Genomic DNA, 16,635 nt, shown 5'->3' with positions numbered 1-16,635 from the left:
GTTTCAGGGCCGTCGCGTGGTCAGGCACGCTGCACCCCCACCGCATGCACGCGGGTGGCCTTGAGTTCGATCCCGGCCTGGGTCTTCACGATATGTTCCACCCGGTCCTTGATGTTGCGGGCGACGGTCGGGATGCTCACGCCGTAGGCCACGACCACGTACAGGTCAGCGGTGTACTCGCCGCCCTCGCGGCCCACGACCACGCCTTCGCGGGCGTTGGCGCGGCCCAGCACGCGGGAAAGACCTTCTTTCAGGTTGGCCGGGGCCATGCCGACCACGCCCGGAATCTCGTGCGCGGTCAGCCCGATCAAGGAGGCGAGCGCCGCCTCGGAAATCACGATGGAGCCAGTCACAGTAGAGAGGAGTATACGCGAGGGGGCAGGAACGGCTGAGCAGGAGGGACTGTCCCGAAGGTTCCCCGTTCACCTCCTGTTCAGCCCCCCACCGATGACCACGCCCAGCACCAGCCCAAGGGCGACGCCCAGTGCCAGGTTCCCCAACGCCACGCCCAGACCGGCGCCGAGGGCAATGCCCAGGCCAATTCCGAACCCAATCCTGTTCCTTCCCGGTTTCATAGTGTCGATACGAGCCGAACCGGGGTCAGGTTCCGACTGGGGCAAGACCCAGGCTCAGGCCATGCGCGGCCCTTTTCCTCTGCTCCTCGTTGGCCCGTTTAGGACCGTTGCTTTCCGGCGGCCCCGCACCCCCTGGCTTTGCCAGGCCCCTCTCCCCAAGGTAGAGGGGTCAGAAAAAAGCCCTCTCCCTGGGGGAGAGGGTTGGGTGAGGGGTCTTTTCTCAGTCGCCCGGTTGTGTCTGGGCGGGCGGCGCGCTGTTCACCCGCTCGGCCCGCCCCCGCAGCGGGATGGCCGGGACGAACAGCGTGACCAGGAAGCCCGCGAGGATGATCCAGATACTCGTGCCGAACATCCTGGTCATGGCGACGGTGAAGCCTTCCTTCATGCCGCTGGTGAGCTGGGCGGCGAGCGTCCTGGCCTGCTCGTTCAGCTTTGTCTTGATCTGCGCCAGCGTGGTCTGCGTGGCCTGCTTCACGGCGGTGGGTTCCTGCGCCAGGATGCCCTGCTGAACGCGCTGGGCGGTCACGGCGGCGGCCTGCGGGGTGGCGAGGGCCTGGGCGGGGAGTGCCCTGAGCTGCGTCTTGAGGGCCTCGGGAACGTCACTGTTCAGCAGCGCCTGACGGCCCGCCTCGCCGTTTTTCAGCACGTTGCCGATCTGCGCGGCCTGCGCCGTCAGCTTCTGATGCACCTGCGCCTGGAGGCCGCCGTTCGCCACCAGCGCCTTGAGTTCGGCGGGGACGACCGGGTTGGCGGCCAGGGCGCGGGCGGAGGTCTGGTCGCCGTTCAGCGCCTTCTCGATCTGGGCGTACTGGGCGTCGAAGGCGGCCCGGATCTTCTGCTCGGGGCCGTTGCCGCTGCCGCTGCTGCTGGCCCGCAGGGCGCCCAGGTCGAAGTTGTTCGCGTTCATCTGCATCCCGGGAATCTGGGGCAGGTGCCTGGGCAGTTCGGCGTGCAGGTTGTTCAGCAGCAGCGTGCCGAACAGCGCCGCGCCGATAGTGGAGCCGATCTGGCGGAAAAACTGCGAGCTGGAGGTGGCGATCCCCATCTGGGTCATCGGGACGGCGTTCTGGATGGCGAGCGTGAAGAGGCTCTGCGCGGGTCCCAGGCCCAGGCCCACGACGAACATGCGCCAGCCCAGGTCCGCGATGCTGGTCGAGGTGGTGATCTGGGTCAGCAGGTACACGCCCAGCATCAGCACCAGGCCGCCGCCGATCATCCAGGGCTTGTACTGGCCGGTGCGGCCCACGATGTTGCCGCTCAGGATGCTCGACAGGATCAGGCCGCCCATCAGCGGCAGCATCGAGAAGCCGCTGTTGGTGGGCGAGACGCCCAGCACCATCTGCATGTACAGCGGCAGGAACAGGATCACGCCCAGGAACGCCATCCCCATGATGAAGGCCGCCAGGTTGCCCAGCGAGAACATCCGGATACGGAAAAGGCTCAACGGGATGATCGCGTCCCGGGTGCGCGACTCCACGAACAGGAAGGCGATCAGGCTGACCGCGCTCACGGCGAAGAGCGTGATGATCCGCGCGCTGTCCCAGGGGTAGGTCGTGCCGCCCCAGGTCAGGGCCAGCAGCAGCGGAATGGTGGTCGAGAGGATCAGCGCCGCGCCGGGGTAGTCGATCTTGCCTTCGGAGCGGTGTGTCAGCCGGGGCATCCTGGCGAGAATCAGGAAGAGGGCCAGCAGGCCGAGCGGCAGGTTCACGTAAAAGGTCCAGCGCCAGGAGAGCTGGTCGGTCAGGAAGCCGCCGACCGCCGGGCCGATCACGCTGGCGAGGCCGAAGATCGCGCCGAACAGGCCGCCGAACTTGGCGCGCTGCGCGGGCGGGAACATGTCGGCCAGGATCGCGAAGGCCATCGTGAAGAGCGCCGCGCCGCCGAAGCCCGCCACCGCGCGGAAGGCGATGAGCTGGTTCATGCCGCCGCCCAGGAAGTTCCCCAGGAACGGCTCACCCGCCAGGCCGCTCAGAGCCGAGCCGAGCAAAAAGACCACGATCCCGAACACCAGAATGGGCTTGCGGCCGTACAGGTCCGAGAGCTTGCCGTAGATCGGCACCATCACGGTGCTCGCCAGCAGGTAGGCGGTGGTGACCCAGGAATACAGGTTGAAGCCCTGGAGGTCCGCGATGATGCGCGGCATGGCCGTGCTCACGATGGTCTGGCTGAGCGCCGCCAGCAGGAAGACCACCAGCAGGCCGATCAGGGTCGTTCGCTTTTCCTGCTCGGTGAAGTTGAAAGGGGCAGTTTGGGTCGGTGCGGTCATGCGGGGTCCTCGTGGGTCAGGTGTTCCAGGGCGTCGAGCAGGGTGGGCAGCGTGCGCGGGTCCAGCCGGGCCAGCCGCGCGCCCGTGAGGGTCTGCACGGTGACCAACGTGTCCGCGACGGCGTGTTCGCCCGCCTCAGTCAGGCTCAGGCGCGTGCGGCGCGAATCCTGCGCGTCGATGTGGCGCTCGATCAGCCCCTGCTTGACGAGCTGGTCGAGGTAACGGCTGAGCAGCGTGGCCGGAATCTGGAGCTGCTCGGCCAGCACCTTCGGGTACTGGTGGCCCGCCTGGATGCCGCGCAGGATGAAGAACTTGCGCGAATCCAGGCCGTGCCTGGCGGCGAGGAGGGGGTCGAGTTCCTGCTTCAGCCTGCGGTTGAAGTGCCACATGCTGGTCAGAAAACGCCCCACCTGCTCCTGTGTCGGGGGAGGAAGGGTTTCGGAAGTCACGGAACAACTCTAGGCGAATAATTCACTGTAGTCAACTATCTCGGGAAACAACTATCTGCCCCTCGCTCCCGGCCCACGTGATTTACTGCCTGCCATGCAACTCATGACCGGGCTGGAGCAGGCGGACCTGACCCTGACGTTTCTCTCGGGGGAGGCGGCGGACCTCCCCGCACAGGTGACGCGGAACCTGAAGCCAGGAGCGGTGCGGCTGCTCTCGCGGGGGGCTGAGGGCGACGTGGCCGTTGCGCTGCCCCCCACGGACGCGGCCGAGGCCCGCGAACTGGGCGAGGCGCTGGTGAAGCTGGCGACCGACCTGGGCGCGCGGGCGGTGCGGGTGGAAGAAACGCCGCACGCGGACGCCCTCACCCTGGCCGCGCTCGCGGCGGGCGACCGGGACGCCCGTTACCGCGCTGAGGCCCGGCCCGGCCCCGCCGAGTTCGCGGTGGAGGGCCTGTCCGGCGCGAACCGTGCCCGGGTGGAAGCGGTCGCGGCGGGCGTGCGCTTTGCCCGCGAACTGGTGAACGCTCCCGCCAACCTCCTCAACCCGGTCACCCTCGCCCGCGAGGCGCGCACCCTGGAGGCCCTGGGGGCCGATGTGGACATCTGGGACGGCACCGAGATCGAGGCGCGTGGCATGGGCCTGCTGGCGGCGGTCGCGGCCGGGAGCGCCACCGGGCCGCGCCTGATCCGGGTGACCCTTCCGGCGCGGGGGGAGGTCACGCGCGTCCTGGCCCTGGTGGGCAAGGGCATCACCTTCGACACGGGCGGCTACTCGATCAAGCCCGCGGCGGGCATGACCACCATGAAGGGCGACATGGGCGGCGCGGCGGCCGTGCTGGGGACGATGCGTGCCCTGGCCGCCGCGCGCGACCTGCTCCCGGAGGGCGTGGAGGTCCGCGCCTACGTCCCCGCCGCCGAGAACATGGTCGGCCCGCACGCCATGCGCCCCGGCGACATCTACCGCGCCGCCAACGGCAAGACGGTCGAGGTGGTGAACACCGACGCCGAAGGTCGCCTGATCCTGGCGGACGCCCTGGCCGTCGCCTGCGACGAGGGCGCGACCGAGCTGGTGGACGTGGCGACCCTGACCGGCGCGAAGGTCACCGCCCTGGGCAACGACGTGGCCGCCCTCTACAGCACCGACGCCGACCTGACTGCCCGCCTCCAGGCCAGCGCCGAGGCCTCCGGCGAGTTCGTCTGGGAAATGCCGCTGCACGCCCCCTACCTGAAAGCTTTCCAGAAAGACACGCTGGCCGACCTCCGCAACTCGGACATGGTGCCCGCCGGGGGCAGCATCAAGGCCGCCCTCTTCCTGCGCGAGTTCGTCACGCGGCCCTGGGCGCACCTCGATATCGCCGGGAATGCCATGAAGGACGGTCAGGCGACCGGCTGGGGCGTGGGGACGCTGACGGGGTACGTGCTGGGGCGGTAAGCGGGACACAGGAGGAAGTCTTTACCGCGTACCGCCCACGCTCACCGCGCGGGATGCAGCCGCCCGCGCCACAGCAGCCGCATCCGCTGCCCGACCCGCCGGTACAGGGGCGGGGCGTGGTGGGCGCGGAAGTCGCGGGTGGCCTGCTCGCTGCCCACGTCGTGCCCGTAGCGTTCCGACAGGAAGTAGCGGTGGTCCATGATCCAGAGGTACAGGTCAGCCTCGGTGCGGCCCGGGAAACGGGACATCACGTCGTGGTGTTCGATGTTGTCCACCACACGGCGGAAGAGGCGACGGTACCAGCTTTCCACCGCCTCCTCCCAGGTGACGGGCGGCAGGCCCGCGCGTTCCGGTTTGCGGTCCAGAAAATACTGCCGGGTGCGGATGTGTTCGAGGAGCCGGTCATAGCGGCCCGGCGTGGTGAACAGAATCTCGTGGTGTCCCGGTACCACCCGGTCGAGGTTCGTTTCCTTGAGAAACCGGGCGTATTCGCCCTTGATGATCAGGTCGCGCAGGGTGTCGTGTTCGTCCGGGGGGACAGCCACATGGAGTTCGATCACGTGCGCGTCGATGTCGCGCTGGCCCTGACGGCGCGCGACCGAGACACGGTGGTTGCCGTCCTTGACGAAGTACAGCTCCCCGACCTTGTACACCTGGATGGGCGGCAGTTCCTTGCCCTGAAGCTGCGCGGCCCGCACCCCGATCCAGCGTTCGTCGAGGTACGGCTCGCGCGGGAGGTAGTGGCGGTCGAACTCGCGGTAGCGGTCCACCGACCCGGCGATCTGCTCGACCGGAATCGCCTGAACGCCCAGCGAATGTTCCCCTTCCGGGCCGAGGTGCCGCACCCACTCGAAGGGCAGCAGCTCGTTTGGCTCGCGCCGCAAGATGGCGAGCAGATCGCGCACATCGCCCACAAAGCGCGCGCGTTCCACCTCGTGACGGGCCTGGTTGCGTTGGTTGTGGTCGCTCATGTCGGGTCCCCTCGCGCCTCAAGGGGGCGCATGGGCCGGGGCAGGCGAACCGGGGCAGGCAGGAACAACCCCCGGCTTTGTGTACAGAGTACACCTTTTCGCCTCGCCGGACTGTGATGACGCCCGGGGCCAGGGAGGGCCTAGCGGAATCCTTTACGAACGCGGCAAAAGGTGTCTCCGCCCATGACCGGCTGGTCCCGCAGGCGGTCAAATGCACCTATGCTCGGCAGATTCTTCAAGAAACCAGGGGACGACATGGGCGGGCGCGTGCCCCCCGGTCAGACCCTTACCACCCGCTTTCCGGTCCTGACCTACGGCCCCTCGCAGCACTACGCCCCGCAGGATGTGGTTGTGCGCGTGTTCGGGCTGGCGGAAGAGAAGACCTTCACCTGGGACGATCTGCTGGCGCTGCCGCAGACTACGCTGACCTACGACATCCACTGCGTCACCCACTGGAGCAAGCTGGACACCACCTGGACCGGCGTGCGCGTCGTGGACCTGATGAAGCACATCCAGCTCGACCCGGCCGCCCGCTACGTGATGGAGCACAGCGTGGGCGGCTACACCACCAACCTCAGCCTGGAGGACTTCACCCGGCCCGAGAACCTGCTGGCCCACACCTTCGGCGGCGAGCCGCTCGCCCCGGAACACGGCGGACCGCTGCGCCTGGTCGTGCCGCACCTCTACTTCTGGAAGAGCGCGAAGTGGCTGGACGGGCTGGAGTTCATGGCCACCGACAAGCCCGGCTTCTGGGAGCGTAACGGCTACCACATGCGCGGCGACCCCTTCAAGGAGGAGCGTTACGACGACGACTGAGCCTGCCTCCCGGCTGGGCGAGGGCTACCTCGTCCCCGATGTGCTGCAAGAGGGCCTGACGCTGGTGCTGGTCGGCACCGCCCCCAGCCGCATCAGCGCGCGGGCGAAGGCTTATTACGCCAACCCCCACAACAAGTTCTGGTGGGTGCTGGCCGAGACGGGCCTGACGCCCCGGCAACTCGCCCCGCGCGAGTACCCGACCCTCCCGCAGTACGGTATCGGCCTGACGGACGTGGCCAAACGCCACAGCGGGGTGGACGCCGCCCTGCCCGGAGAGGCCTGGGCGCCGCACGAACTGCGGGAGAAGATTCGGCGGTACCGCCCGGCCATCGTCGCCTTCACCAGCAAGCGCGGGGCTTCGGAGACGCTGGGGGTGCCCACCGGACGCCTGCCCTACGGCCCGCAGGCTGAGCGGCTGGAGGGGGCGGAGGTCTGGGTGCTGCCCTCCACCAGTCCCCTCGGGCACAACCACTTCCAGCTCGGGCCGTGGCAGGCGCTCGCGGACCGGGTGCGGGAGTGGCGGGGGGCCGGGAACCGTGAGGCGAAGGGGAACCCGGAAGAGCCGGGCCGCGTACCCTGAAGATATGGCTTCGCGTGTCACCACCCTGTACATGGCCGCCCGCACCGGCTCGCGGGTGGTGCGGTACCTGATCCGGCCCGCCGCACACCATGCGGGCGTCAGCCGTGACCCCTGGTCACTGCCGGGCAGGCCGCACCTTCCGGTCCGGCGCGGCGCCAGCCTGGCCCGGCGGGCCCTGGGCCTCGTGGTGCTGCTGGTGCTGAGCGTGCTCGGGGCGGTGCTGCTGGTGCCGCTGCTCGTCCTGCTGGGGATCGGGACGGCGTCCGGGTACGCCGCGGCCGGGTGGCTGCTCGGCTTCACGCTGCTGCTCGCCGCCCTCGGCGCCATCTGGACGTTCCGCCGGGCCTCCCGCCTGATCACGGCGCCGGAGGAGGCCGTGCCGGGCCCCCTTGACGCCGCGACGGGCGACGACGAGACAGGTCTGCTCGCGCTCTTGCGGGCCGGTGAACGGGCGTTGCCTGCTTCCGCACGGTCGGCCCTGCACGCCACGGTGATCGCCACCCGCGACGCTCTGCGCGCCACGGCGGGCGACCTCTCCCTGGGCCGCGACGCCTACGACGTCCGGCAAGCGGCCCGCGAGGACCTTCCCGAGTTGTTGCGGTCCTACCGCGCCGCGCCGCGTTCCCCGGAGACCGACCGCCTGCTCCTCGGGCAGCTCGGCCTGATCGGGCGCCGCATGCAGGGCATCACGCGGGAACGGCAGCAACAGCAGGCCCGCGCCCTGGAGGCCCAGCGGCGTTACCTGGAGAGCAAGTATGGGGAAGAGGGGAGCTGAGAAGCCCCGGTTCTGCAACCCGACCCCTCATGAGTGAACAGGGGCGGGGCCTGTTGCGTCAGGTGGTTCGGCGCAGGAGGCGGCCCACTGCGGCCGAGGCGACCGAGCGGGTGCGCCGGGGTCGCCGGACAAGTTCGCCGTCACAGTTGGGACAGGTGTGGTTCATCGCTGCGGCGCAGGCCAGGCAGAAAGTGCATTCGAAGGAACAGATGGCAGCCTCGCCGTCTGCGGTCAGGGAAGTGCGGCAACGCTCGCAGGCGGGCTTCATCTTCAACATGGCTGGAGCATACGAAAAAAACCTCCGCGTCTCGGCGGAAGCTTTTGCTTCTCTGGCTGACTGCTGACGGCTGAAAGGTTAGGACTCACGCGAAAGAGCGCGCGTGTAGCGCCGCTTTTTACTCCGGGGGAGGCTGGGACTGGTACAGCTCCGCAGGAGAGGGGGGTAGACGGCGCCGCCGTCCCAGCACAAGGAATCTCTGTTTACCTCTCCCAGAGAGGAACTCATTTCGCGTAAGTCCTAAGCTGACCGCTCTACCGCAGCCGCGCCTGAATCCACCCCGCCAGCTCGCTGATCTTCACCCGCTCCTGCTGCAAGGTGTCGCGGTCGCGGACGGTCACGGTGTCGGTGAGGGCCGGGTCCTCGCCCTTGCCCACCGTGTCGAAGTCCACCGTCACACAGTAGGGCGTGCCCACCTCGTCGTGGCGGCGGTAGGACTTGCCGATGTTGCCGCTGTCCTCGTACAGCACGCGGCCCAGGCCGAGGCTCTGGAGGTCGGCCTTGATCGCCTTCGCCACGCTCGTAATTTCCTCGCGGTTGCGCGCCAGCGGAATCACGGCCACCTTGATCGGCGCCAGGTGGGGCTTCAGCTTCAGCACGATGCGCTCGGAGCCGTTTTCCAGCGTCTCCTTCGTGAACGCCTCGCTCAGCACCGCCAGCATCGCGCGGTCCACGCCCGCCGAGGGTTCGATCACGAACGGCACCACCGGCTTGTTCGTCTCCGGGTGGGGGATCGTCAGCTTGGCGACCGAGTCCAGGTTCTCGTCCACGCGCGCCTGGATGCCCAGTTCCGCCTGCGCCTTGGTGTGCGAGCCGAGGTCGAAGTCGGTGCGGTTGGCGATGCCCTCGATTTCCTCGTGCCCAAGGGTGGGGTAGTCGTACATCAGGTCGTAGGTGCGCTTGGAGTAGTGCGCGAGGTCTTCTTTCGGCACGTCCAGAATCTGAATCTTCTCGCGCGGTACGCCCTGCGCCTCCCACCACGCGAGGCGGGCCCGGAGCCACTTCTCGTGCCAGTCCTCGTCGGTGCCGGGCGCGCAGAAGAACTCGATTTCCATCTGCTCCAGCTCGCGCACCCGGAAGATGAAATTGCGCGGCGTGATCTCGTTGCGGAAGGCCTTCCCGATCTGCGCGATACCGAAGGGGAGGCGGCGGCTGGTCGAATCCACCACGTTCTTGAAGTTGGTGAAGATGCCCTGAGCCGTCTCGGGCCGCAGGTAGCCGAAGCTGTCCTCGTCCGCGACGGGGCCGATGCTCGTCTTGAACATCATGTTGAAGGGGCGCGGCTCGGTCCAGTCGCCCACCTCGCCGCTGAAGGGGTCCCGCACGCCCGCCGCGACCAGCACCTCGGACGCCCGCGCCGGATTCGCCACCAGCGCCGCCACCACCGCCGGGAAGTTCTCCACGCTCTCCCCGATGCCTTCCGCCACCAGGGCCACCACGTCCGCCTTCTGGTCCTTCACCAGATGGTCGAGGCGGTACCGCTTCTTGGTCTTGCGGTTGTCCACCATCGGGTCGCTGAAGGTGGCCTCGTGGCCGGAGTGCCTCAGCACCAGGCGGTGCATGATGATCGAGGCGTCCAGCCCCTCCATATCGTCGCGCTCGTAGATGTTGGTGCGCCACCACGACGCCTTGATGTTGTTCTTCAGCTCCACGCCGAGCGGACCGTAGTCCCAGAAGCCTTGCAGGCCGCCGTAAATCTCCGACCCCTGGAAAATGAAGCCGCGGCGCTTGCACAGGCTGACGAGTTCTTCCATCGATTGTGCGGGCATGTCTTCTCCTTTCCCGCCACCGCCAGGGAAAAGAAAAACGCCCCGGCGATGGCTCGCCTGGGGACGCAGAAGTCAGACCTTGTGCGCGGTTCCACCCCAGTTCCGCAGGGGTACTCCACCCACAGCGGCACTTTTGTAGAAGTTGTGCAGCTCCCCGCCGCCCTTCACGGCCCGCCGCCCGCCTGACTCTCACCGCCACAGGCTCGCTCATGGGCACATGCGCCGCTACTCCTGCGGATCAACGCTGAAGAGAGTGTGCCGCAGAGGAGGGGAGGGGGTCAAGCGGGCGGGACCCTCAGTTCAGGTCGCCCCGGCCCTGTCCTTTCTGCTTCTCGTCGGCGCGGCGGCGCAGCTCGGCGGCGAGGTCGCTGAAGTCCTGGGCGCTGGGCAGCACGCGGCGGGCCTGGCCCTTGGCCTCCTGAATCACTTTGACCTGTTCGCGCTTGCTGGCGGGCAGGCCCTGCCGTTTGCGCTCGAAGTAATTCTGCGCGACGCGCCCCAGGGCGAAGGTCCAGCCGTAGACGGCGGGCGCGGTGATCAGGCCGCCGATGATGGGCAAGGCCAGCTTGGCCACCCCGCGCATCACCTGCCGGGCCACCATGCCGTAGGCGACCGTCGCGCCGAGTTCCTGCACGATTTCCTTCGCGCGGTCGGGCGTGATGTCGAAGCCGTAGATCTTGCCGATGTGCAGCACCATCTTGGCCTGCACCGGCGTGATCAGCAGGATGTCCGCGAAGGGGACGGGTTCCACCGCGATTGCGCCCGACAGCAGCGCCGCGCTCCGGATGACCTCCTCGACATTCTCCTCGCGCGTGAGGTCGGGGTCCACATCGAAATTGAAGTTATCAAGCACCTGCTTGACGAGGGGCAACATGACGCGAGTGTACCGCTGGCCCCGCCCGGCACGTGAGAGCCATAAAGAGCCATAAACGGGGCAAGAAAAAGGGGACGCGCCCAGGGGGGTGGCGCGTCCGGTTGGAGGGAAGGATGAGGGGTGGAGGTCACCGCTCCCTTCCAGAGTAGTCAGCCCGAATGACAGCTTTCTGACATGGCCGTGAAGCCGGGTTGTAACCTCAGAAGGAATCCTGGGCAGGCCTTAAGAGCCTCCCCGGGTCAGCCTCAGCGCCGCCAGCGGGGGCCTTCCTTGGTGTCCTCCACGGTCACGCCGACCGCCGCGAGGGTGCCCCGCAGTTCGTCGGCCTGCGCGTACTGCTTGTTCAGGCGGTAATGCTGCCGCGCCTGAAGCACCAGGTCCATCAGCGCGTTCATGACGTGGCTGTCGTCCTGGCGTTCCGCCTGACTTTCCGCGAACAGCCCCAGCACGTCCCCGCCCAGCGTCCGGTAGGCGTCACGGGCGACCTCCAGCGCCCGGCGCCCGACCTCCCCCGCGTTCAGCGCGGCGTTCACGTCGGTGGTGAGATTGAACAGCGCGGCGACCGCGCGGGGCGTGTTGAAGTCGTCGCGCAGCGCGTCCTCGAAGGCCTGGACATGCCCGGCGACCTTTTCCCGCAGGGCCGGGTCGTCCTGGTCTGGGGCGGTCGGCAGGCGCCGCTCGACCTCGTTCAGCGCGTCGGTCAGACGGCGGTAGCCGCTGCGGGCGCTCTCGAAGGCCGCGTCACTGAACTCGGTGATGGAGCGGTAGTGGCTGCTCACCAGCAGGAAGCGGATCACCATCGGGTCGTGGACGGCGAAGAGGTCCTTGAGCGTGGTGAAGTTGCCCTTGCTCTTGCTCATCTTCTCGCCGTTGATGGTCAGCATGTTGTTGTGCAGCCAGTAGCGGGCGAAGGGGTGCCCGGCGGCCTCCGCCTGCGCGATCTCGGCCTCGTGGTGCGGGAATTCGAGGTCGAGGCCGCCGCCGTGGATGTCGAAGCCCTCGCCCAGGTACTTGAGGCTCATCGCGCTGCACTCGATGTGCCAGCCGGGAAAGCCCACGCTCCAGGGCGATTCCCAGCGCATCAGGTGGCCGGGTTCCGCCCGTTTCCAGAGGGCGAAGTCGCGGGGGTCGCGTTTTTCCTCGCGCACCGCCTCACGGGTGCCCTCCTCCTGCTCGTCCAGCCTGCGGCCCGACAGCTTGCCGTACTCGGGCCAGCTCCGCACGTCGAAGTACACGCTGCCGTCCGACTCGTAGGCGTGGCCCCGGGCGATCAGTTCCTGAATCAGCTCGATCTGCTCGGGGATGTGCCCGGTCGCGCGCGGGTTGATGCTGGGCTTCAGGACATTCAGGGCGTCCATGTCGCTGACGAAGGACCAGAAATACTTGTCGGCGACTTCCATCGGTTCGAGCTGTTCCAGCCGGGCGCGGGCCTGCAACTTGTCCTCGCCCTCGTCGGCGTCGTTCTGGAGGTGGCCCACGTCGGTCACGTTGGTGACGTAGCGCACCTGATACCCGAAGTGCATCAGCGCGCGGCGGATCACGTCGAAGGCGACTTCCTTCTTGGCGTGGCCGAGGTGCGCGTCGCTGTACACGGTCGGTCCGCACAGGTACATGCCCACGCGGCCCGGCACCTGGGGCACGAAGGGGACCTTCTGGCGCTGCATGGTGTCATAGAGGACGATGCCGGGGTCGGGTTGGCGGGTGGACGGATCGGGTTGGGTCATCGGGACTCCTGGGGGAAACAAGAAAGCCGCCGCGCCACAGGGAGAGGGCGCGGCGGCAGGGCGGGATGCGCTGCTTACCGCGGGGGGAGGCAACACAGGGCAGACATGGCCTCACTGTAGCAGAGCCGGGGCGTGAGGAACGGTGCTGTGGCCGCAGAGTGCAGGGCAACCGCCAAGGCTGGTTTTGGAATTGCTCGTCCCGGTTAACCCCTCAGTCAGATGCGCTGACAGCTCCCCTCAAGGGGAGCCAGGGACGGCATTTGCCCTCCAACTGTTGCCTCCTCTCTCAACGCTTGACGTGCAATAGAAATTGTTGGTTTGGCGGGGTTTTTTCTCCCTCCCCCTTGCGGGGGACTCGTAGAGCTGCTTGCAGAAGGCTGGGGAGGGGGGTGGCGTGCGAAGCTCACCCTCGTGCCAGACGAGGAAAACCCTCCTGCTCCTCCTATCCGCCAGCCCTGTAATGCACATCAAGCGTCTTGAGGGGAGGTGGCCCCCAGGGCAGGACTCGCAGAGCTAGCGACTTTGCGGTTGCCCTGCCCCAGAGCGGGTGGCGTCCAGAGCGGCCGTCCCTTCCTTGCGATTTCCTTTGTGTTCCTGGTTGAACGCGCCTGCGGGAGGACCGCGCCTTCTGCTGGCTCCGTATGATGCACGGGTGATCTCGTCTCCCAAAGCTCCCAATGCCTTCCAGTACGTGTGGCGCAGCCCCTGGGTGCGCGCGGCCGTGTTCCTGCTGCTCTTTTACCTCGCGTATCGCCTGCTGGGTCAGATTCAGACGGTGGTGGTGGTGTTCGCGGTGGCCTACCTGATCGCCTACCTGGCCAACCCGATGCTCAACTGGCTGGAGCGGGGGCGGGTCAAGCGCGGGCTGGGCGTGTTCTTCGTGCTGCTGGTCTTTATCGGCATTCTCGCGCTGGCCGCCGCGCTGGTCGTCACGGTGTCGGCGCAGCTCATCACGCTGCTGCAAAGCCTCCCCGACCAGATCGGCCGGTTGAATGATCTGCTCGACCGGCTGTTCGGCTGGCTCGGCACCCACGGTGTGCCCGGCACCGACAACGTCCGCACCCGGCTCACCGAGGCCGTGCAGACCTACGTGCAGAACCTGGGCCGCAACATCGTTCCCCTGCTGCAAAACCTGCTGAGTTCCACCGGCACGATTTTCAGCAGCATCGTGTCCATCGGCGGCGTGCTGGGGCAGGTGGTGCTGATCCTGCTGCTGAGCATCTACCTGATGCTCGACTACAGCCGGGTGAATGCCGCGCTGCTCAAGGCCTTTCCGCGCCCCTGGCAGCCGCGCGTGCTGGAGTTCACCGGGCTGGTCGGCACCTCGGTGGGCGGCTACGTGCGGGGGCAACTGGTGATCGCCGCCTTTATCGGCGTGTTCGTGTGGCTGGGCCTGACCCTGATCGGGGTGCCCAGCGCCGCCGCCATCGGCTTCCTCGCCGGGGCCTTCAACATCGTGCCGTACCTGGGACCGGTGATCGGCGCCACGCCCGCCCTGCTGCTGGCCCTGCCCTTCGGCTGGGTCAAGATGCTGCTGGTCGTGGTGATCTTTGTCGCCGCCAACCAGATCGAGGGCAACTTCCTGAGTCCCTACATCCTCAGCAAGACCACCAACCTGCACCCGGTCGCGGTGCTGCTCGCCATCCTGGTCGGCGCCTCGCTGTTCGGCTTCGCGGGGGCGCTCCTCGCGGTGCCCGCCGTGGCCCTGGGCAAGCTGGTGCTGGACAAGTATTACTTTCCCAGCCGGGTGTATACCGAAGGGCCGTAGGGCTTGTGGCGTTTGGCCTGTAGCACGTAGAGAGGCGGAAGCTCTGGCCAGAGCTTCCGCCTCTACATGCCACAAGCGACAAGCGACAAGACTCTCTCCAGCAATTCCACCTGCCGTCCGTCCGGGTCCAGCACGAAGGCCATGTCGCGTCCGCCGGGGCTGGTCTGGAGGTCGCGGGTGACGGCCACGCCCGCCGCGCGCAGCTCGGGGAGGAGGGCGCGGAGGTCGGGGACGTGCAGGGCGACGTGTTCGGCCCAGTGGGAGTGCGGAGTGGGCCCCTCGCCGGGAATCTCGAAGAATTGCAGGCGGCCTTCGCCCAGGCGGATCACGCCCCTCCGGAAGCCCTCGGCGGTCGTCAACTCCTTTTCGACCACGCCGCCCAGCCGGGTGTAAAAGTCGAGAGCGGCCCGCAGGTCGCCCGTCAGGAAGGACACGTGCTTCAGCATCAGGGCGAGGGTAGCGCGTAGCCTGGGCCTATGCCCCCGCCCCCCTGGACGCTCACCGGACAGGGCCTGATCGCCGTTTACGTCCCCGCTCCCGCCGCCCTCCTGGGCGCGCTGATGCTGCTCCGGTACGCCACGTCGCCCGTCGGTCCCTACGACGAACTGCTGTGGGTGGAGGCGGGCCGGGCCAGTCCCGCCGGGCGGCGCCCGCGTGTCCGTTCCATCGTGGTGAGTACGCCGGAGAGCGTGGTGTGGGGACGGCGTAACTGGGGCCTGCCCAAGCGGCTCGCGCACTTCGAGTGGAGGGGAGACGAGGTGCGCGTGACCGGGGAGGACGGGCGGGAGGTGGCTCACCTGACCTTCCGCCCGGGCGGCCTGCGCCTCCCGGTCACGACGGCCCTGATTCCCACCGCCCTGCGAACGCTGGCGCAGCCGCCGCTGGAGGAGGAGGAGGCCTGGAAGCTCACACGGGTGGGCGCGAGCGGACATGTCACCCTGGCCCACCTGACGGTTCTGCACGCGGACGGGCTCTATCCGGCCCTGAGTCATCTCCGTCCGCGCCTGACGCTGGGCGTGCCGGACTTCCGCCTGGTGTTTCCCGTGCCGAAACGGGCATAAAAAAAGCCGCCTCCTCGGGCGGTGATAAGAAAAAGATAGCGTGGAATACAGCCGAAGTCAAATGATGCATTCGACAACTGGGAGAAAATTCGGAAAAGCCCGGCTGGACGAACCTCGCGCAGCTTCCCGAAAAGCCGGACCTTGTCGGGGAATGCATAGGGACACCTTCCGGAGCGTGCTGTCCGGCCCCCGCCCCTGACCGCTCGTTCGGGGTGCATTGTCCCCCGGGGCCGGTGAAATAGTACGGGCATGGAATACCGCAAACTGCTGGGCACCGACCTGACCGTCAGCGCGTTGGGCTTCGGCGTGTGGACGGTCGGCACGACGTGGTGGGGCGTCAAGGACGACCAGATGGCCGAGCGGCTGCTGCGCCGCGCCTTCGACCTGGGCATCACCTTCTTTGACAACGCGGACACCTACGCTTCGGGCCGCGCGGAGGAAATCCAGCGCCGGGTGCTGGGGGACGTGCGCGATCAGATCGTGATCGGCACCAAGTTCGGCTACGACATCTACAACCACCCCGAGCGCCCCGGCCAGCAGGAGCGCCCGCACGACTGGACGCCCGAATATCTCCGCAAGGCCCTGGAAGGCAGCCTGAAGCGCCTCGGCACCGATTACATCGACTACTACCAGCTTCACAACCCCCGCGTGGACGCCATCCAGAAAGACGACCTCTGGGCCGAACTGGAGCGGCTCAAGGCTGAGGGCCTGATCCGCGCCTACGGCACCGCCCTCGGTCCGGCGCTGAACGAGCGGCAGATTGAAGAAGGCATAGAAACCATCCGCCTGCGCCACGCGCCCACCCAGATCATCTACAACCTGCTGGAACAGGTGCTGGGCGAAGCCATTCTGCCGGTGGCCGAAGCGGAGGGCGTCGGCGTGATGGCCCGCGTGCCCCACGCTTCGGGGCTGCTGGAAGGCTACATGACAGTGGACACCCAGTTCGAGCCGGGCGACCACCGCAACTGGCGCCTGACCACGAACGCCCGCCGCAAGGCCTGGATGGAAGACGGGCTGAAGAAGGTGGAGCAACTGGAAGCCCAGTTCCTTGAGGGCCGCACTATCGGCCAGCTCGCCCTCCAGTTCGCGCTGCGTTCCCCCGCGATGGCGAGCGTCATTCCCAACATCTACGACCAGAAGGGGCTGGAGGAATACGCCTCCACCTTCGGCGCCGCGCCCCTGACGGACGCCGAATACCACGACATTCAGCGGCTCTACCAGGCGAACTTCGGGCTGAGCACCGACCTGCGCGGGGAGGCCGTCCGATGAGTGACGAGCAGAAGCCGACGCAGGCCGCG

At 67.7% G+C, this 16,635-nt stretch carries 17 protein-coding genes; 7 read left to right on the top strand and 10 right to left on the bottom strand.

Annotated elements, in window-relative coordinates; genetic code table 11:
- Positions 1 to 20: 20 nt before the first annotated feature.
- From E5F05_RS17115 to E5F05_RS17105, 4 genes are all read right to left on the bottom strand, one after another.
- Positions 21 to 353 (bottom strand): Asp23/Gls24 family envelope stress response protein, encoded by a 333-nt coding sequence (locus tag E5F05_RS17115; RefSeq protein WP_129119836.1) that lies wholly within the window; start codon positions 351 to 353, stop codon positions 21 to 23.
- Between the two features lie 69 nt (positions 354 to 422).
- The gene (locus E5F05_RS22145; protein WP_483400385.1) at positions 423 to 575 is read right to left on the bottom strand and encodes a glycine zipper domain-containing protein; all 153 of its coding nucleotides are present in this window, start codon (positions 573 to 575) and stop codon (positions 423 to 425) included.
- A 220-nt stretch (positions 576 to 795) separates the two neighbouring features.
- On the bottom strand, positions 796 to 2,841 hold the full coding sequence (locus E5F05_RS17110; protein ID WP_129119835.1) for an MDR family MFS transporter: 2,046 nt from the start codon (positions 2,839 to 2,841) through the stop codon (positions 796 to 798).
- Entirely contained in the window at positions 2,838 to 3,290 is a 453-nt protein-coding gene (locus tag E5F05_RS17105; protein WP_129119834.1) for a MarR family winged helix-turn-helix transcriptional regulator, read from the bottom strand. Before E5F05_RS17105 ends, E5F05_RS17110 begins: the two co-directional genes overlap by 4 nt.
- 94 nt (positions 3,291 to 3,384) lie before the next feature.
- On the opposite strand from E5F05_RS17105, the gene E5F05_RS17100 reads away from it, so the two are divergent.
- Positions 3,385 to 4,722: a M17 family metallopeptidase gene (locus E5F05_RS17100; protein WP_129119833.1), complete on the top strand. Its 1,338-nt coding sequence runs from the start codon at positions 3,385 to 3,387 to the stop codon at positions 4,720 to 4,722.
- A 41-nt stretch (positions 4,723 to 4,763) separates the two neighbouring features.
- Here E5F05_RS17100 and E5F05_RS17095 read toward each other — a convergent pair whose 3' ends face one another.
- The gene (locus tag E5F05_RS17095) at positions 4,764 to 5,693 is read right to left on the bottom strand and encodes a DUF4032 domain-containing protein (RefSeq protein ID WP_129119832.1); all 930 of its coding nucleotides are present in this window, start codon (positions 5,691 to 5,693) and stop codon (positions 4,764 to 4,766) included.
- A 219-nt stretch (positions 5,694 to 5,912) separates the two neighbouring features.
- On the opposite strand from E5F05_RS17095, the gene E5F05_RS17090 reads away from it, so the two are divergent.
- Genes E5F05_RS17090 through E5F05_RS17080 form a run of 3 tightly spaced genes read left to right on the top strand, consistent with a single transcriptional unit; the run spans position 5,913 to position 7,864 of the window.
- Positions 5,913 to 6,509, top strand: coding sequence for a sulfite oxidase-like oxidoreductase (locus tag E5F05_RS17090; RefSeq protein WP_129119831.1), 597 nt, complete (start codon positions 5,913 to 5,915; stop codon positions 6,507 to 6,509).
- 40 nt (positions 6,510 to 6,549) lie between these two features.
- Positions 6,550 to 7,089 carry a mismatch-specific DNA-glycosylase gene (locus E5F05_RS17085; RefSeq protein WP_241687209.1) on the top strand — a complete coding sequence of 180 codons (540 nt, stop codon included), beginning with the start codon at positions 6,550 to 6,552 and terminating at the stop codon, positions 7,087 to 7,089.
- 4 nt (positions 7,090 to 7,093) lie between these two features.
- On the top strand, positions 7,094 to 7,864 hold the full coding sequence (locus E5F05_RS17080) for a hypothetical protein (protein ID WP_129119829.1): 771 nt from the start codon (positions 7,094 to 7,096) through the stop codon (positions 7,862 to 7,864).
- Positions 7,865 to 7,922: 58 nt separating this feature from the next.
- On the opposite strand, the gene E5F05_RS17075 is transcribed toward E5F05_RS17080, so the two are convergent.
- The 4 genes from E5F05_RS17075 to cysS all read right to left on the bottom strand — a co-directional run bounded on the left by E5F05_RS17075 (position 7,923) and on the right by cysS (position 12,508).
- Complete coding sequence (locus tag E5F05_RS17075; protein ID WP_129119828.1) at positions 7,923 to 8,141, bottom strand: DUF1272 domain-containing protein; 219 nt, start codon at positions 8,139 to 8,141, stop codon at positions 7,923 to 7,925.
- A gap of 254 nt (positions 8,142 to 8,395) precedes the next feature.
- On the bottom strand, positions 8,396 to 9,910 hold the full coding sequence (locus E5F05_RS17070) for a glycine--tRNA ligase (RefSeq protein ID WP_129119827.1): 1,515 nt from the start codon (positions 9,908 to 9,910) through the stop codon (positions 8,396 to 8,398).
- Positions 9,911 to 10,205: 295 nt separating this feature from the next.
- Positions 10,206 to 10,784 carry a YcjF family protein gene (locus tag E5F05_RS17065; RefSeq protein WP_129119826.1) on the bottom strand — a complete coding sequence of 193 codons (579 nt, stop codon included), beginning with the start codon at positions 10,782 to 10,784 and terminating at the stop codon, positions 10,206 to 10,208.
- A gap of 245 nt (positions 10,785 to 11,029) precedes the next feature.
- A complete protein-coding gene (cysS, locus tag E5F05_RS17060; protein WP_129119825.1) occupies positions 11,030 to 12,508 on the bottom strand; it encodes a cysteine--tRNA ligase in 1,479 nt (492 codons plus the stop codon).
- Positions 12,509 to 13,160: 652 nt separating this feature from the next.
- Here cysS and E5F05_RS17055 point away from each other — a divergent pair.
- Positions 13,161 to 14,276, top strand: a complete 1,116-nt coding sequence (locus E5F05_RS17055; protein ID WP_129119824.1) for an AI-2E family transporter — start codon at positions 13,161 to 13,163, stop codon at positions 14,274 to 14,276.
- A gap of 62 nt (positions 14,277 to 14,338) precedes the next feature.
- Here E5F05_RS17055 and E5F05_RS17050 read toward each other — a convergent pair whose 3' ends face one another.
- Positions 14,339 to 14,722, bottom strand: coding sequence for a VOC family protein (locus E5F05_RS17050; protein ID WP_129119823.1), 384 nt, complete (start codon positions 14,720 to 14,722; stop codon positions 14,339 to 14,341).
- 30 nt (positions 14,723 to 14,752) lie between these two features.
- Between E5F05_RS17050 and E5F05_RS17045 the strand changes: the two genes are divergently transcribed.
- Both E5F05_RS17045 and E5F05_RS17040 read left to right on the top strand, forming a co-directional pair.
- Positions 14,753 to 15,337 carry a hypothetical protein gene (locus E5F05_RS17045; protein WP_241687208.1) on the top strand — a complete coding sequence of 195 codons (585 nt, stop codon included), beginning with the start codon at positions 14,753 to 14,755 and terminating at the stop codon, positions 15,335 to 15,337.
- A gap of 249 nt (positions 15,338 to 15,586) precedes the next feature.
- Positions 15,587 to 16,606: an aldo/keto reductase gene (locus E5F05_RS17040; protein ID WP_129119822.1), complete on the top strand. Its 1,020-nt coding sequence runs from the start codon at positions 15,587 to 15,589 to the stop codon at positions 16,604 to 16,606.
- Positions 16,607 to 16,635 lie beyond the last annotated feature (29 nt).

Source organism: Deinococcus metallilatus, from assembly GCF_004758605.1.
Taxonomy (GTDB): domain Bacteria; phylum Deinococcota; class Deinococci; order Deinococcales; family Deinococcaceae; genus Deinococcus; species Deinococcus metallilatus.
Note: the sequence above shows the minus strand (reverse complement) of the source record. Positions and strands in the feature narration are given on the sequence as shown.

What these genes read in the sequence shown, in the direction of transcription:
- E5F05_RS17050 (WP_129119823.1), bottom strand. Translation starts at nt 14,722, where the DNA reads ATGCTGAAGCACGTGTCCTTCCTGACGGGCGACCTGCGGGCCGCTCTC.
- E5F05_RS17090 (WP_129119831.1), top strand. Translation starts at nt 5,913, where the DNA reads ATGCTCGGCAGATTCTTCAAGAAACCAGGGGACGACATGGGCGGGCGC.
- E5F05_RS17075 (WP_129119828.1), bottom strand. Translation starts at nt 8,141, where the DNA reads ATGTTGAAGATGAAGCCCGCCTGCGAGCGTTGCCGCACTTCCCTGACC.
- E5F05_RS17110 (WP_129119835.1), bottom strand. Translation starts at nt 2,841, where the DNA reads ATGACCGCACCGACCCAAACTGCCCCTTTCAACTTCACCGAGCAGGAA.
- E5F05_RS17045 (WP_241687208.1), top strand. Translation starts at nt 14,753, where the DNA reads ATGCCCCCGCCCCCCTGGACGCTCACCGGACAGGGCCTGATCGCCGTT.
- E5F05_RS17095 (WP_129119832.1), bottom strand. Translation starts at nt 5,693, where the DNA reads ATGAGCGACCACAACCAACGCAACCAGGCCCGTCACGAGGTGGAACGC.
- E5F05_RS17040 (WP_129119822.1), top strand. Translation starts at nt 15,587, where the DNA reads ATGGAATACCGCAAACTGCTGGGCACCGACCTGACCGTCAGCGCGTTG.
- E5F05_RS17080 (WP_129119829.1), top strand. Translation starts at nt 7,094, where the DNA reads ATGGCTTCGCGTGTCACCACCCTGTACATGGCCGCCCGCACCGGCTCG.
- cysS (WP_129119825.1), bottom strand. Translation starts at nt 12,508, where the DNA reads ATGACCCAACCCGATCCGTCCACCCGCCAACCCGACCCCGGCATCGTC.
- E5F05_RS17070 (WP_129119827.1), bottom strand. Translation starts at nt 9,910, where the DNA reads ATGCCCGCACAATCGATGGAAGAACTCGTCAGCCTGTGCAAGCGCCGC.
- E5F05_RS22145 (WP_483400385.1), bottom strand. Translation starts at nt 575, where the DNA reads ATGAAACCGGGAAGGAACAGGATTGGGTTCGGAATTGGCCTGGGCATT.
- E5F05_RS17065 (WP_129119826.1), bottom strand. Translation starts at nt 10,784, where the DNA reads ATGTTGCCCCTCGTCAAGCAGGTGCTTGATAACTTCAATTTCGATGTG.
- E5F05_RS17100 (WP_129119833.1), top strand. Translation starts at nt 3,385, where the DNA reads ATGCAACTCATGACCGGGCTGGAGCAGGCGGACCTGACCCTGACGTTT.